The sequence below is a fragment of the Flavobacterium sp. LC2016-13 genome (assembly GCF_009707955.1).
Classification (GTDB): domain Bacteria; phylum Bacteroidota; class Bacteroidia; order Flavobacteriales; family Flavobacteriaceae; genus Flavobacterium.
In genome coordinates this window covers 279,782-294,951 of the sequence record NZ_WMDQ01000002.1, presented here as the reverse complement: position 1 = coordinate 294,951, position 15,170 = coordinate 279,782, and the positions used below count along the sequence as shown (strand labels likewise).

12 protein-coding genes are annotated in these 15,170 nt (G+C 33.3%); 5 read left to right on the top strand and 7 right to left on the bottom strand.

The annotated features are described in order from the left end of the window. Positions 1–55: 55 nt before the first annotated feature. From GKZ86_RS05090 to tssD, 4 genes are read right to left on the bottom strand one after another with little or no spacing between them, the layout of a single operon-like run. Entirely contained in the window at positions 56–1,096 is a 1,041-nt protein-coding gene (locus tag GKZ86_RS05090) for a DUF2931 family protein (RefSeq protein ID WP_228526536.1), read from the bottom strand. Beyond that, positions 1,047–2,690 (bottom strand): phospholipase effector Tle1 domain-containing protein, encoded by a 1,644-nt coding sequence (locus GKZ86_RS05085; RefSeq protein ID WP_154782028.1) that lies wholly within the window; start codon positions 2,688–2,690, stop codon positions 1,047–1,049. Before GKZ86_RS05085 ends, GKZ86_RS05090 begins: the two co-directional genes overlap by 50 nt. Positions 2,691–2,692: 2 nt before the next feature. After that, positions 2,693–4,546 carry a contractile injection system protein, VgrG/Pvc8 family gene (locus GKZ86_RS05080; protein ID WP_154782027.1) on the bottom strand — a complete coding sequence of 618 codons (1,854 nt, stop codon included), beginning with the start codon at positions 4,544–4,546 and terminating at the stop codon, positions 2,693–2,695. A 40-nt stretch (positions 4,547–4,586) separates the two neighbouring features. Continuing rightward, on the bottom strand, positions 4,587–4,979 hold the full coding sequence (tssD, locus tag GKZ86_RS05075; protein ID WP_154782026.1) for a type VI secretion system tube protein TssD: 393 nt from the start codon (positions 4,977–4,979) through the stop codon (positions 4,587–4,589). Between the two features lie 273 nt (positions 4,980–5,252). On the opposite strand from tssD, the gene GKZ86_RS05070 reads away from it, so the two are divergent. Together GKZ86_RS05070 and GKZ86_RS05065 are read left to right on the top strand one after the other, a co-directional pair. Then, entirely contained in the window at positions 5,253–6,161 is a 909-nt protein-coding gene (locus GKZ86_RS05070; protein ID WP_154782025.1) for a LytTR family DNA-binding domain-containing protein, read from the top strand. Positions 6,162–6,262: 101 nt separating this feature from the next. Further along, positions 6,263–7,411, top strand: coding sequence for an acyltransferase (locus GKZ86_RS05065; RefSeq protein WP_154782024.1), 1,149 nt, complete (start codon positions 6,263–6,265; stop codon positions 7,409–7,411). Between the two features lie 317 nt (positions 7,412–7,728). Here GKZ86_RS05065 and GKZ86_RS05060 read toward each other — a convergent pair whose 3' ends face one another. Beyond that, on the bottom strand, positions 7,729–9,897 hold the full coding sequence (locus GKZ86_RS05060) for a GAF domain-containing protein (RefSeq protein ID WP_228526535.1): 2,169 nt from the start codon (positions 9,895–9,897) through the stop codon (positions 7,729–7,731). After that, positions 9,898–10,488 carry a biliverdin-producing heme oxygenase gene (locus GKZ86_RS05055; protein ID WP_154782023.1) on the bottom strand — a complete coding sequence of 197 codons (591 nt, stop codon included), beginning with the start codon at positions 10,486–10,488 and terminating at the stop codon, positions 9,898–9,900. A gap of 476 nt (positions 10,489–10,964) precedes the next feature. Here GKZ86_RS05055 and GKZ86_RS05050 point away from each other — a divergent pair, with 476 nt between their 5' ends. The 3 genes from GKZ86_RS05050 (at position 10,965) to GKZ86_RS05040 (ending at position 14,401) form a co-directional block, all read left to right on the top strand. Next, positions 10,965–12,764: a hypothetical protein gene (locus tag GKZ86_RS05050; protein WP_154782022.1), complete on the top strand. Its 1,800-nt coding sequence runs from the start codon at positions 10,965–10,967 to the stop codon at positions 12,762–12,764. Positions 12,765–12,875: 111 nt separating this feature from the next. Further along, positions 12,876–13,424, top strand: coding sequence for a transposase (locus tag GKZ86_RS05045; RefSeq protein WP_154782021.1), 549 nt, complete (start codon positions 12,876–12,878; stop codon positions 13,422–13,424). 110 nt (positions 13,425–13,534) lie between these two features. Continuing rightward, complete coding sequence (locus GKZ86_RS05040; protein WP_154782020.1) at positions 13,535–14,401, top strand: hypothetical protein; 867 nt, start codon at positions 13,535–13,537, stop codon at positions 14,399–14,401. Positions 14,402–14,602: 201 nt separating this feature from the next. Here the strand turns inward: GKZ86_RS05040 and GKZ86_RS05035 are convergent, their stop codons facing one another. Continuing rightward, positions 14,603–15,004: a helix-turn-helix domain-containing protein gene (locus GKZ86_RS05035; RefSeq protein WP_154782019.1), complete on the bottom strand. Its 402-nt coding sequence runs from the start codon at positions 15,002–15,004 to the stop codon at positions 14,603–14,605. Between the last annotated feature and the right edge of the window lie 166 nt (positions 15,005–15,170).

Sequence of the window (15,170 nt, the reverse complement as noted above, 5' to 3'; positions counted from 1 at the left end):
CCTTTTTCTATTATTGATTTGGGTTTTATAATAATCTAAAAAATCAAATTAAAAACTAATAAGATCCTTCATACATAACAGAACCTTTATAAATACGGACACTATCTACTTCTAAGGGTTCATGATTTAAATACAATTTCATAGTTCTGTTATCTTTACTAATCCTGACTTCAAATTCTTGTTTATCCTCGGTCTTAAAATTTTGAAATTTTTCGAATATTATTTTTTCATTCAAAAAAATATTTCCTCTAAAACTTTCTCCCACACCAGTTTCCCAATCTAGTTCGAGAATTTGCGGTAAAGCACGATTATCATAGCTCGTAGCAGGAAGTGGTGGCATAAAAATAATATCTTTCTCTCCATTGTAATTGGTAAAACAATATCGGAATAGGCGCAATGCTGGATTTTCGTTTTCCATTTTTATCCGAAAAGTGTAACGCTTACGATACATATCCCATTTGGCACAACTTGCATCGGGCAAAAAATCTCTTTGTTTGACTGCCAAACGGTTCATTGACCAGCCTTTAAACAGTTTTTCTTCCAGTTCTGCGTCGTCTTTAATTACCTGAGCCTGATAACGTCCCAGTTCAATCCTAAAAATTCCATATTTTTTCCATACTACTACCATACCTTGTGGTGCAAAACCAAAAATTAATCCTGAAAATTTTTCGTTCGTATGGTCATTGTAACGATAAGTCGTATCCATTGCTTTTTTCATTTCTTCTACAGGAAAGTCAACTTTTAGCTGGTAAAACTTATCTTCGTAACCAGCATAATAGATAACATCGGCTCCTACAGGTAGACCATGTTGTGAAGTCCATGCAGCACCAGTATATCCCCATTCACCTGAAGAACCACCAAAAGGCAAATGAGCGTGATCTCCATCAAGCGTAAGGATGTCACCTCTAACAAATTCTACACCATATATATTTTCATTACCCTTATATTCTCGTGAAGGTTGGCAGGTATAACTTTCCCATTCGTATTTTTTCATTTGACAGCTTGTGTTTAATGTGATGATTAAAAAAATCAATATTTTGTTTATTTTATCCATTATGTATTTCTCTTTTACGTTTTTCGACGGGTAAAACTTCATTAAATCTGGGGCCTAGTCCAAAATGATCTGCTTTCACCGACCAATGCAAATATCTGTTTCGTAATTCTTTTAAATCTGTTGGACTTAAATAATCCAGATAACTTATTTGTTTTGATTCTGCCCAATATTGATGAACGGGTTTCTTTTCTCTTATAAATTGATTTCTGTGCATCATAACTGCCTGGCTATATTTTGTAAGCTGATCGAAAATACTAGCTAAAAAAGGATCTGAAAGATTTGTCTTTTTCTTTTTTTTGTTTTCATCATATTCGACACCAAATTGGTTAGAAACCATAATCATTTTATTCAACGCGATTTTGTCGTAAGCATTTTCTAATTCTCTTCTGCCAACCAAATAGGCTATACCAGCATCTTCATTATATTCCAGTATTAGTTGATGATCTTTGTACCAGCCTTCATTTACCAATAATTCCTTAAATGCATCTGCTTTTTTAGTAGTTGGTCTAAACTTAAAATGTGCATCGCGTGTTCCTGTAAAATACTTTTCTTTTAGTATTACAGAACGTTCAATATCACAGGCAATATAGGAACCTCCAATATCTGAATGTACACCAGGCAACGTTAACTCCAATCCTTTTAAACCTGCGCTATCAATATTAGTCAAATCGAAATTCTCTCGATATTCATCAGCCGCCGAAAGCTGAAAAACCATTTTTGCTTTTTTTATGGCATCAAGGCCTAAATCTTTTACATCATTATTATGATTAAAACCGTGAGAGGAGACGGTATCATACAAACCTACAAAATTGAAAGAAACGTTTTTTATCTCAAAAACACCATTATTAACCAGACATCTGCCAAAATAACCCAATTTAATATCAAAACTTTCGGGATAGTCAGGTTTGCTTTTATCTTGATTTTTTGGATATCTTTTTGGCAACAAATCACCTGGAAACGTAAAATATCCTTCTTTAGAAACTTTTACGGTATAAGCTACATTAGTAATATCTAAAAAATGTCTCGCAGTTGCTGCGCCACGGCTAAAGCCATAAACGTTGATAGTGAGAAGATCAATGGGTTTTCCATCAGAAGCATCTTTTATTTCCAAAGCTCCCTTTTCACAAGCCACTTTTACTTTGTCTTTTATTCCTGTGTTCCAAAAACCTGCATTTTGTGCAATACCCATTGGCAACATATCATCGCTTTTTAAATCTCTAGTACCAACTCCTTCTACATATACTTTTAAAGGTTTTGAAGCATTAATTTTAATAGGCTTTTTAGTTGAAATTACATCATAAGCCCTTGCAATATTGGTATAGTCGTTCTCATAGCTATCATCTTTCTTGTTCGATTCTTTTTCATAATCACTCGTTCTATATTCTCGGGCACTAGTATTTTCTCTATTATTTCCAGTGCCATCAAAAAATAAATTCAGCGTGAGATCCAATCTATTACTCATTAAATCCTCCGGATGTGAAGGTTCATAATCGTGATGAAAAATACCATTTTCTCCTCCGTCCCAGTTATTTTGTGTGGCTGCATGAAGATTGATATTGCCATTAGTTGCATGCAATTCTATATTTCCGGTGGCTGTCTTTGTGAATGATCCGCCAATAATTCTTGTAATGCTCATATCTAATAATTTCTTGAGTTTTCACCACTGTGGCTGTTAATATCTTTAGAGCCTTTTAAGTTTATACTTTTTTCGGTACTACTTATAAATAACTCCTGCGCCATTTCCTTAATTTCTTCACTTTTTGTTTCTTTAGATCCTTTTATCCACTCAAACATTTTTCCTGTAACATTGAGTATAAAATCAATACCAATATTAAGAGATTTTGATCCCGTTATTGTTTCCGTATAATCACCACCAACAGTATCTGTTTTATTAAAACCTATATTCGTATTCATATTTTGTCCAGCATTGATATTGATGTTTTCCCCAGCATTAAAAGTCATGTTTTTAGGAGCATCTAATTCCATACTCCCCTTCCCATCCATAAAATATTTATTCCCGCTTGGGTCCTCAATCAAAACACTTCCTTCTTCATCGTTACACACAATTAAGATTCCTGATCGTGTTCGAAATACCTTCAAATCATTATTTGGTGTACTGTAACCGCTTTTTTCTTTTGCGCTCGCTAAAGTTCCTTCTACAATTGGCAATTCCGCATTGTCTCCCTGAAAACTGACATAAACCGTATCGCCAATTTCAGGTATGACATGAGCTCCTCTGGCATCTCCTCCATATTTTTGCAATACCGGTATGTATGGTGTAGTTTCGCCTTTGAGTTCCTGCCACGGCATTTGTATTTGTACACCACTGAGTCCGTCCGGATCTGCATTGGCTGTTACAATGGCTGTCTGACTTTTGCATATTGGTATCAAATCAGGATTGGTTTTAGGTGAAAACACATTGCCATTAAAATTTACCGCTGTAAAATGATTTTCGTAACCGCCGCCATCGTCACAACTATGCGTTATTTCGGTTACTGTGTAAGAACTGTCCAGTTGAATGTCGACACCTCTTACAATTACGTTATTGCCTATTGTAATGCCCGGAACTTCGCTGATAGCTCTTATCTGCATCATTTTGCCTGCTATTTCACGCATTTTATTTTTAGCATATTCCTCGCCTGTGCTGTCTCCGTATCCTTCAACAGGATTTTGATTGCGCTGCATTACAGTTTCCTTATTGAAAACCTCATTAGATTTATTGATAAAATTTTGGTGGAAACCGTCAATTTCTTTTCTGTATTTTAAAACATCATCGCTCGAATAATCTCCTTTGCGATTGTCATTTTCAAGGATTTTGAGCAATACAGGCATTAATTCTATATCATAACTAAAATCATGCAGGTTAACGCCGTGAACCAAAGTGGGTTCTACGGATGAACTTCCCGGAGTTCCAAAAACAATCATGCGTCCGTTATCATAAAACCATTGCCCGTGACGCATGGCCAGACGGTTCAGGAAATTAAAATCGCTTTCGTTATACTGCACTGTATAAGCTAGTTTATCCTTATAATACGGATGCACATGCATATCGATTTCATAACCCGATTTTACTTTATTGACAATTTCTTCGAGCGTCATTTTGGTAAATGAGCAGCAATCCTGAGCATTGTCTAATAATTTTGAAGTACTGTGTCCCTGAATCAATATTGTTTCTTCTACATCCCGAATATTCGATTTTTGAAAGTTTACTTTGGTGATAACCCCATAAAACTGCATGACATAATCTTTTGGGTTTTGAATAATCATAAGATCATCCAAACCTTTTGCAGGTATTATTTCGATGCTGATTTTTGCGCCCGATAATTGCTGTGAAACCGGCATTACACTTTTAAACTCATCAACCAACAGGTCTTTTCGTACTTCTAAAGTAAAACTATGATGGTCATGAATTTTTTGAATAATGGCTAAGCGGCTGAAATTTCGGATAATCGTTTCACCAATTTTAATTGTTGTATCAGTTTGTAGTGCCATGCTTGCTTGGTTTTAAATTAGTTAATGGTATATTTTCGACTTAAGAGTTTTTCCAGTTATTATCAAATAAAGTATTGCCTACTTTTATTTCATTACAAGTGATTAAAATCTCTGTAGTCATAGGCACAGTTCCTTCGCTATTGATTTTTTTTTGAAGCGAAATACAATACGCTTTCTTAAAACTTACTTTTTTCATGGTACTCATGGCGTCTCTGCGGTAAAAAATTACTTTCCCGTCTTTGATACTTGTATAAGCCATCATCCAATCTGAAAATAAATCGGTTTGGGTTGTTTCAATTACTAGTCTAATTTGTCCGCCTTTGGCTTTACTGGCGGGTTTTCCGTTGTTATCAATGCTTTGTGTAAAATTCACATCAAATTCTAAAACATTAAAAACTTCATTGTCTAATTCTAATTTTGCTAAAAAACTCATATTTGTATTTTTGGGTTATTATTTCGAATCGCTTTTTTATTACTCAGCATTAGCAGGTTTTATGCAAGAATATCCACAAAAGGTGCTGTGGACCAGAAAGCAAAAGAATGTAAGGCGTTAGTAAAATAAATTGAAAGCCAATCACGAAACAGCCTCAATAAGTTTTATAAGTATTAGAATAAGACAAGCGATTTTAAAAAAAGCCTTCTAAAATCTTTTGATTTTGAGAAGGCTTTTTTCGTACTTTTATTCCCGAACAAAGGCAATTCAACCATGGGATTTTACATCAATAAAGAGCATTTATTAAACGAAATTGAATATCCAACCCGATATCAACCAGAAAATCTCCTGAAAAGTTCGCTTTCCGTTTTTGCCGTTCTTTTTGTATTTCTTTTATTGTTTACTCCGTTTGGTGTTTACGAACCGGAATTCAGAATGAATTATTTCCTGATTTGTTTCTTCCACGCTTTTTCGCCTGCCTTAATTTTGTTTGTTTATTTTGGAACATTCAATTACATCAAACAAAAAAGAAATCGGTTTAATAATTGGAGTTTATTGCACGAATACCTTCATGTTGGCTTTGTTTTGCTGTTGTGTGGCATTGGAAGTTTCTTAATGCGTGATCTGATTTATAATAACAAACTCAATTGGTCATTACTTTATTTATACGAAGAAATCAGAAATTGCTTTGTTGCAGGAATCTTTTTCTATTTTTTTCTGAGGTTGACCGGTTTTTATTTTCAGTCCAAAAAAGGTTCGCCGTTTGTACTGCAATTTGTTCCGTTAGCGAATGAACCTGAAAAAACAATTCTAAAATCGACGCTTTTCATTAATACGCAAGTCAAACAAGATGATTTTACGCTAGATTTAGAACATTTACTATTTGTAAAAGCTGATGGCAATTATATCGAACTTACCAAATCTGAAAATGAAGAAGTCAATGTCGAATTAAAAAGAATTTCCCTTACTCAATTCGAAAAACAAATAACAGATTATCCTCATTTTTTCAGAAGCCACAGAACTTATTTGGTCAACATGTTTAAGATTCAAAAAGTATCCGGAAATTCTCAGGGATATGTGTTATCGTTTTATAATACCGATCTGAAAGTGCCTGTTTCCAGAAATCAAATTGAGAGTTTTAACAGCTGTTATAACCAATTGAGAAGCCGACAAATAGCTTAAGCTTGTTGTTCATCACAAAAGCTTGTTGCCGATAACATGCGTACTTACAACCCTGTTTTCTTGTTGTACGTTTGCCATCAGTAACTCAAAATCTATTTATTATGTCATCTCAAAATGTAGCTTTATCTCAAAATGCAGAACAGCCAAATAAGCTTGTTTACATCAACAACATCAAAGTATTATTAACCATTTTGGTTATACTGCACCACACTTTTATTGCGTATTCCGGTTCAGGTTGGTATTATACAGAACCCACTACAATTATGGGCGTTTTAATTCCAATGAAAATGTTTATCAGTATCAATCAGGCATTTTTTATGGGCTTTTTCTTTATGCTTGCCGCCTATTTTACTGATGCTTCCTTCACCAAAAAAGGAACTTTCAAATTCATTACAGATCGTTTAATCAGATTAGGAATTCCGTTAGTCGTTTATGCCCTTTTAATTTCTCCATTTACGAGTTATTTGGTCTATTATTTTGCGCTCGAACATCACATTACCTTTTTGCAATATATGAGCGGTTATGATACCTGGGAAGTTGGCGTGATGTGGTTTGTGTTGGCTTTGCTTGTATTTACTTTTATTTATGTAATCGTAAAAACGGTTTTCAAAATCAATTTCGAAAATACTTTGCCTGTTCCCGGATCAAGAACCATTATTTTATTTGCAATTGCTTTAGGTCTTGTCACTTTTTTGGTTAGAATTATATTTCCTGTTGGATGGGTTTTAGAACCATTCGGATTTCAATTAGGACATTTTCCTCAATATATTGCTTTTTTCATAATCGGATTATTGGCTTCTAAAAACAATTGGTTCGAAGCACTTTCTGAAAAAACAAGAAAACGTCTTACCCTTTCTTCATGGTTATGTTTATTGTTTTTTCCCGTATTTTTCGTTATCAGAATCACGCTAAAAATGCCTGTAGAATGGTATGCAGGAGGTTTTCATTGGCAACAATTGCTTTATGCCGTTTGGGAACAATGGATTGGGCTTTCTATCTTAACCGTTTTATTAATCAAAGGGAGAAAAAACTGGAATAAATCATCTGTATTGCTAAACAAATTAACACGTTATAGTTTTGTCACTTATATTTTTCATCCTGTTGTAATTGTTGGCTTTACATTAGCCGTAAGAAACTGGGCTGTTGATCCTGCCATAAAACTTCTGGTAGTTTCACCATTGATAGTCGCAGGAAGTTTTGCTTTGGGAGGATTGGTTTTACTAATTCCGGGCGTGAAAAAAATCCTCTAATCATCTAAAATCATCAATCAAAAAACGAACAAATCAATCCAAATAAAAAATCCTCTGTATCTACAGAGGATTTTTTATTTGGATTGTAAAAACATTACCAACGGTTTCAACCGTTGGGTCGCATATTATCACAATCCGTATATCCCCGCGGTTGAAACCGCGGGCTATATTTGAAAATCTATGTTTTTAATAATGGTATCGAATGCAAAACAAACATTACAATAACGGATTCAAATGATCGCAAGGAAAGTAAATCGTTATTGCTGTTCCTTCATTTGGTTTTCCAACAGCCTGAATATTTCCACCGCAAGTCTGCATTATTTTTTGCACAATGCCAAACCAACTCCGGAACCACTGTATTGTTCCTGCGTATGTAATCTGGTAAATATTTTAAAAATCGAAGGCGCATATTCCTGTTCAAAACCAATACCGTTATCGGTAAAAGTAATCCAGTGGCAATAAATTTTATTCGAGTAATTGTATATTTCAGGCTCTTGCGAAGCCGTAACTTTTATAATCGGTAATCGATCCGGAGAAGCGTATTTTAATGAATTTTGCAGAATATTAGAAAACAGCTGTTTCATCAAAAAAGTAATACCATAAATTTCAGGCAAATTTTCGTATTCAATTACGGCGCCTGTTTCATTAAAAACCTCTTTCATCTCGTCGATAGTCGATTCCATAATAGTATTTAAATCAACTTTTTGAAGTGCTTCTTTCGTATATTTTACACGCGTATATTTCAAAATATCCTGCAGTAAAACCTGCATTCTGTTGGCCGAATTCGAAACACGCAGCAAAGCATCAAAAACCGATTCTGGCGGAATACGATCGATCTCAGATATTAATTTCGAAATAATTAACTGAATCTTACGTAAAGGTTCCTGCAAATCATGCGTACTAATCCAATTTATGTTTTCGAGTTCCGCATTTGTTTCTTTCAAAACCTCGCTTTGGTTACGGTATTTTTCTTCCTCTTCACTCAGCATCAGCAAAATAATCTGATTGTGAAGCGCGTGCGCATAACTCGCCGCAGCATTTATTTCGAGATGCAGCCAAATACTACTTTGGTTTTTAACCGTTTGTTTCCAGATATTAAACGAATTTCTCGGATGCAAACCTTTGCTGTCTTTTACAATTGCCTTTTCAGGATCGCCCGCCCAATTAATTTCAGAAATAGTTTCCGGTCGATACCAAATAATATTGTTGTTATTAACAAGCGAGTGATAAATAATTCCCGCAACATCAGCTTCAGGATTCAGCTCCGGAAAATAATCGGTGATTTTCTCCGTACTAAAAATTCCTTCTTTGGCATAATGCGCAATTTCTGACGCTATTCTATCAATTTCATCATCAGAAGGCGTTATGCCGTGCTTGTAAATCTTGCCTCCAACGCAAATAGAAACGCCCGCAGCATTGCAAACATGCAGTAATTCAGGATCAGCAATAATGGTTTCAAATGATAAATGATCCAACGGAAGCTCTAAACCCGTTAAATGTTCCAGCGCCAAAGCTGTTTTACGCGCAATCTGATATTCATCTGTAGATTGGCGCAAATCGATTTGAGAGCTAATAAATTGTCCCTGAAGTTTTGCGGCAAGCCTAATTTCCGGTGAAATATTTTTGGCCGAATAATGATGGCACGCAATTAAACCCCAAAGTCGGTTATGGTGAATAAGAGAAATTGTAAGCGTTGCGCCCACTCCCATATTTTTAAGGTATTCAACATGTATTGGCGAAGTGCTTCTTAAAATAGAAAGGCTCAAATCGAGGTTTTTATTTTCCTGATTATCCACCGTAAAAATCGGAACAGGTTCATAATCCATATCCACAATCAAACGCAGCTGGTTTTTCATGTACAATTCCCTCGCCTGAACCGGAATATCCGTATGCGGATAATGCAAGCCTAAAAAAGGCTCTAAATCTTCCCTGCAATTTTCGGCAAAAACTTCACCGTTATATTCCGCATCAAAACGGTAAATCATCACACGATCATAACCCGTAATTTCACGCGTTCCCTTCGCCACAAGCGCACATAATTCCTGCAGCGTTCGTGTCGAATTCATATCTGTAATAAACTGTATGTTTTGAAGATAAAGCTCCGCAAGCTGTTCTTTATTTCTAAAATGCGGTTCAGCTTCAAGCACATAAACGTCATGGCTTTTGTGAATACTAAGCTGAAAATATTTGCCCAAAAGCTCTATTTCAAGCGGAAAAACCGACTGGATTTTATCGTCATTGATATAATGCGTTATTTTCTCCTTAACGTCGTTTCCGAAAACCGAACAAAAATCTTTTCCAATAATTTCTTTATAAACCAAGTCTACAAATGCCGAAATATTTGCCGTACAAAAATCAATTTTCCAAGCTGACGTAACGCCAATTAAAAAACCATGCGGCTGAATACTTCCTGGTATGTGTATGGGTTCGTGTTCGCAATTGGTCAAAGTGACTATATCCCGATTTACAATATCTTTTAATTTCATTTATTTTTGGGTCTGCAGGAAATGATTATGAATACAATCGAAGGCATAAACTGCACCTTCAATTATTTCATTTTCAACATTATATTTTTCTTCATATGCAGTTAACAAATGTAGGAAAGTTTTCCAATAACTACCAGTTTTATTCCCATATCCTGCAAAATACGAAACCCCTTTTCCGTCATTAAGACCCTCAATTGTTTCCAGGTTTTTTAAGATAAATCTCCCGCCAAGCGAAGAACCTTCAACCACGTACAAAACGCCCAAAGCAAACGGAATCGATATGTTTTGCGTATTAAAAACGGGTCTTGCAACAGGTTTTGAATAATTTAAATACAAAAGATCATCTTCGATTAAATGTTTTTTCTCCCTTTCGTTCAAATCATCAACAACGGCAGAAAGCAACGGAAAAACATCTGTTTCGACGCTATAATGCACATCGTACATAAGTTTTAAATAATGGGCATAATCATCCATTTTCATGTTTGGAGAAAGTATATACGATGAGACCGGAAGTTCCTCCAGCCTTTTATGCGATGCTGCAGTTTGTGTTTTTAGATTATTTAAAAAATCCTGGGATACAGAAGTATTCAATGTCGAAATTATTTTTTTAGGTTGTTCTATTTTTCTTAGTTACACAAATATAAGGTTTGCAATACTTTATTCCCACTTTTTCATGTCATTTTAAGGAATAATATATGCTGTTTTCTTATAATTTTTTTCAGGAGCTATTTCCAGCTATCCGCTATATCTTTTTCTCTGCCGATGGCCGAGAAAAAGGATACCGCTCCTATCTGGGCTAGAACACTCTTTTTCATCAGAAATTTTATCGTTTTTATAAAACCCGTATAAATACCTGTTGTGGCATTTTTATTTAGTGGTATCCTTGTTGAGAATAAATTTTGGTTGGATTATGGTTTTCCGTAAGGTTGATGATTATTAAGGAGTAATCTTTGCTAAAAACAGTTGAGAAAAAACGACCTTTTACTTGAAATATTAAATTTCATTATCATTCAATTCTTAAAAATTTAAGAAAATTTTAAAACTACTATTCATTTTAAACAATCACTATGGAAGATGACGATTTAATTGAAAACATTATTCTTAATGAAAATGCATATTTTTATATAAAAGATAATGATAGATTTATTACTAAAAGAGATATTAATGAGGCTTTTAAGGATGCCTCTAGAGAAAAACAAGGGCATTTTCTTTTAAACGTTGTAAAAGAACCTTATAAAATTATTGATGGCAAAGATATTTTTTATTCCATCGCAGTTTTTAAATATTATAGAAAACCAACCTTTATTGAAGAAGAAATAGCTGGATGGGAAGAAATAAAACTTGCTTACATATGCATATTAGATTTTGAGAATCATGTTGTAATTGCAAAAAAAAACATTTCAGGCATAAAAGATTTTCTAGATAAATTTGATCCAATGGATTATAATGTTATTACATCAATTTTCACAGGAGATGAGACAATCTTTGAAAAAGCAACGATGAATAACATGAACATCGCAAATAATGCAATTCGACAAAAAAGTTTAGAATCCACTGATTTAAAAGAGAATCTTCCGGCATTAGGATTACAAGGTTATATTTTAAACAATGTTAGAGTTAACAATGATGATGATAAAATTTCTTTGTCTGTAAACTCTTCCCGAATTAACAAATTTGGGTCAAAAAATAACTTTGAAACTTTTATTAAATGGTCAGATAAAATTGTAGACAGAATAATAAATTATGTTCCTCGGACAAGTTTTTTATCTTCATTTGCAACTTCAGTTGACTACGTTAAATATAAAGATCAACTTTTTCCAATTTCAATCTTAATTGTACTATCAAAACTTTATTCTGATTTTGAAGAAAATAAAATTGAAAGATGCTTTGTAAAAATTAAGAATCAAGAACGAGAGATTAATTTAATAAAAGTTGTAAAAAATTTCGAACGCTTATTGAGTGTTAATATCGAAGCAAATGGATATAAAATACAAAGCACGATAATAAACGATTTATATTTATCACTAAATTTAAAATCTATAACTTTAAAATCCACTAAGCTGGCAAATGTATATATACAATTTGAAAATGATTCTAAAACTCCGATATTGCAATATCTCAATTGGAACAAAAGCTTTATTATAACTTTCGATGATCCAGAATTGGTATATTGTAATAGAAAATTATTCAAAGACAGTAGACTTTTAGGAAATATTGATGCATTTATGAAAATCTTTATTCCATTTAACGAATTAAGAACTGTTACTAGCGAGAAAGGTACATTCAATTCGTCCAGTACAAAATTCAGTTCTAATTCCATTTTTGATTTTGTAGAAAACAATTATTCTAATGATTTTGATTATTTTATTTGTGACGATTTAGGAAGAGAATGGGCTGATCATATTGGTTTAAGTGATCAAAGTATCTCTTTTTTTCACTCTAAATATAACAACTCAATTATGTCGGCTTCTGATCTACACGAAATAATTGGTCAAGCACAAAAAAACTTAGGAAATCTAAGTCCTTCCGATAATCAATGGCCTCTAAAAGAATCTTTTTGGGCAAAAAACTATATCTCATCAAAAGGAATTCAAACTAATATAAAAAGAATTAGAAAAGGATCAAATTCAGCTGATACAATAGATTATTTTAAAACTTTAAGATCTTATGCAAATCTAAAGAAAAGAGTATATGTTGTAATTAATTTTATTTCAAAAGCAGAACTTGCTGATCGATTAGAAAAACTTAAAGATGGAGAAGATTTCGCAGAGCGTAATGAAGTTATACAAATTCTTTGGTTTGTATCATCTTTAATTTCTAGTTGCTTTGAATCTGGCTCAGAAATTTATATTTGCTGTAAACCATAAGGTATCTATCGGATGATTTAAAAATTAGTTTATTTTTAAATCATCCCCGCTAGCGCGAGCGTCCCGCTCGTGAACGCAAAGTATTTCTTACATTCGCTCAAAATATAATAAATGAGCAGAAAATATAAATTTGGTGAAAAGACTGGAGCATATTTCATAAGTTTTGCAACTGTTTACTGGATAGATGTATTTATAAGAGATGAGTATTTTGGAAATATTGTAGAATCTTTAGATTACTGTCGAAAAAATAAAGGAATGGAGATTTATGGATATTGCATTATGTCAAATCACATTCATTTAATTTTTAGATCCGAAAATGGAGACCCTTCCGGACTTATAAGAGATTTTAAAGGATTTACGTCTAGAAAAATGCTTAAGGCAATTGAAGAAAACCCGCAAGAAAGCAGAAAAGAATGGATGCTATGGATGTTTGAGAGAGCTGGGAAGAAAAACAGCAATGTAAAATTCAGGCAATTTTGGCAGCAAAACAATAAACCTATTGAGATTTGGTCATTAAAAGTTTTTGAGCAAAAGTTAAACTACATTCATAATAATCCCATCGAAAGTGGTTTTGTAACTAATCCGGTAGATTGGAAATACAGTTCGGCAAGAAACTATAGCGACAATGATCAAACTGTTTTACAAATTGATATTAATTGATTTAATTGATAATCTTTGTGTGCACGAGCGAGACGCTCGCGCCAGCATAACGAACGTAATCTCAAGTATTAGCTATAAGTGGTGAGCTTAAGTTTAACAAACAAATAATTATGAAAGCAATAAAACTATACATCACATTTTTTTTATTTTCTACATTTCAAATTCTATATGCACATAAAGATAAGATAGTTCAAAAAAGTTATGGTAATATTCATGTTGTTATTACTGCTTCAGATTACGTAGAAGAAATGAATAAATCTCTTATTATTAGTAAATACGCAGAATTGCTGGCTAAAAAAATTCTTTATTCAGATAAAGTGTATTTGTACTTTTTAGAGGAGCAATCAGAAAATTTTACCATCAAAACTTGGATGCCAAATCTTTCAGACAATAGCGATAATGTTGACGGAATCAATATTATGTTTAACATGAGAAACTATAACATTTCAGGATGTTTACAAGTAATTGAAAACGCATTATTAAATAAGAACATACTCCCGAATTTTGCTGACAAACAGTTCGAAATATATAAAAGGGAACCTTCCAAATCTGTTTTAAAGATACTACAACAGCGTATTAATAGACCAAACGAAATAATTGAACTTCCAAAATCAGAAGTATTCAGTTACTACACGCAAAATAACCAATATCATTTTTTCACGATTAAAGATGCGACTTCTAAAGATGTTTTAGTGCTTTTTAACAATATTCTTGATTATAAAGTTTTATCTTCTGAAATTTCTATTGTCTTTACCAAAGAAGATGAATTTAATATCGTTAAGAATAATTCTGTCATGAAAACACAACATATTGACAATACATTAAATTTGTATTGGTCTTATAAAGTTCGTTTAAGTGGTGAAAACAAAATTTTCATCGAGTTTTATGATCCCTCTCAACAAAAGGATAGGATGATGATTTACTATCTAAAAGACGAAACTTTTATTCAGGATGTTGATAAGAGTTTAGGAAATTGATAGAGTTTGCCAACTCGTCTCTGATAACAAAACATCTTTCTCTTCATGCTAGCACGAGCGTCTCGTTCGTGAACGCAATCAAAATCCATAATTACTAAAAAATAGTCACGAGCGGGACGCTCGCGCCAGCCTAAACCAAAACAAGCGCAAAGTCCAAAAGACATTTGCGCTTGTTTTATAAGAAACTCTATATAGAGAATACTATTTTCCTTTAAGTAATTTTTCTAAATACTCAACCTTTTCTTTTTCAGCCTGAACCAAACGTTCATAAAGTTCAACCACTTTATCCAAAGGATTAAAATTAAGAATATTGTTATTGCTACTTCCTTGAGCACCATTATTAGCACTATTATCGTAAAAATTATTAAAAAAATTAAGAACTGATTCTTCCGAAAAATTTTCAATAGCTTCTATTGTAACGCCAAGCGCTTTTGCAACTTCTGAAAGCTTTTCCATATCGATTGTCTCACTTCCTTCAATACCCGAAATAGCTTGCTGACTTGTGCCAATTGCCTGCGCAAGTGCTTCTTGTTTCATTCCTCTAAGCTCTCTGATTCGGCTTATATTTCTTCCTATATGTCTTGGTTTTGTTGCTGTGTTCATAGTTCAAAGATATTTAAAATTCTTTAAAAAATTATCTAAATTGTAAAATACAACTGTATCTTGTACGATACAATTTCGAATGTTTCAGTAGAATGTTATTGTTACATCGATGAAACAAAAATACAATTTTTCGGACAGCGAACGATTAAAAAACTAAAATTGTGAA

What these genes read in the sequence shown, in the direction of transcription:
- GKZ86_RS05090 (WP_228526536.1), bottom strand. Translation starts at nt 1,096, where the DNA reads ATGAAGTTTTACCCGTCGAAAAACGTAAAAGAGAAATACATAATGGAT.
- GKZ86_RS05085 (WP_154782028.1), bottom strand. Translation starts at nt 2,690, where the DNA reads ATGAGCATTACAAGAATTATTGGCGGATCATTCACAAAGACAGCCACC.
- GKZ86_RS05080 (WP_154782027.1), bottom strand. Translation starts at nt 4,546, where the DNA reads ATGGCACTACAAACTGATACAACAATTAAAATTGGTGAAACGATTATC.
- tssD (WP_154782026.1), bottom strand. Translation starts at nt 4,979, where the DNA reads ATGAGTTTTTTAGCAAAATTAGAATTAGACAATGAAGTTTTTAATGTT.
- GKZ86_RS05070 (WP_154782025.1), top strand. Translation starts at nt 5,253, where the DNA reads ATGGGATTTTACATCAATAAAGAGCATTTATTAAACGAAATTGAATAT.
- GKZ86_RS05065 (WP_154782024.1), top strand. Translation starts at nt 6,263, where the DNA reads ATGTCATCTCAAAATGTAGCTTTATCTCAAAATGCAGAACAGCCAAAT.
- GKZ86_RS05060 (WP_228526535.1), bottom strand. Translation starts at nt 9,897, where the DNA reads ATGAAATTAAAAGATATTGTAAATCGGGATATAGTCACTTTGACCAAT.
- GKZ86_RS05050 (WP_154782022.1), top strand. Translation starts at nt 10,965, where the DNA reads ATGGAAGATGACGATTTAATTGAAAACATTATTCTTAATGAAAATGCA.
- GKZ86_RS05045 (WP_154782021.1), top strand. Translation starts at nt 12,876, where the DNA reads ATGAGCAGAAAATATAAATTTGGTGAAAAGACTGGAGCATATTTCATA.
- GKZ86_RS05040 (WP_154782020.1), top strand. Translation starts at nt 13,535, where the DNA reads ATGAAAGCAATAAAACTATACATCACATTTTTTTTATTTTCTACATTT.
- GKZ86_RS05035 (WP_154782019.1), bottom strand. Translation starts at nt 15,004, where the DNA reads ATGAACACAGCAACAAAACCAAGACATATAGGAAGAAATATAAGCCGA.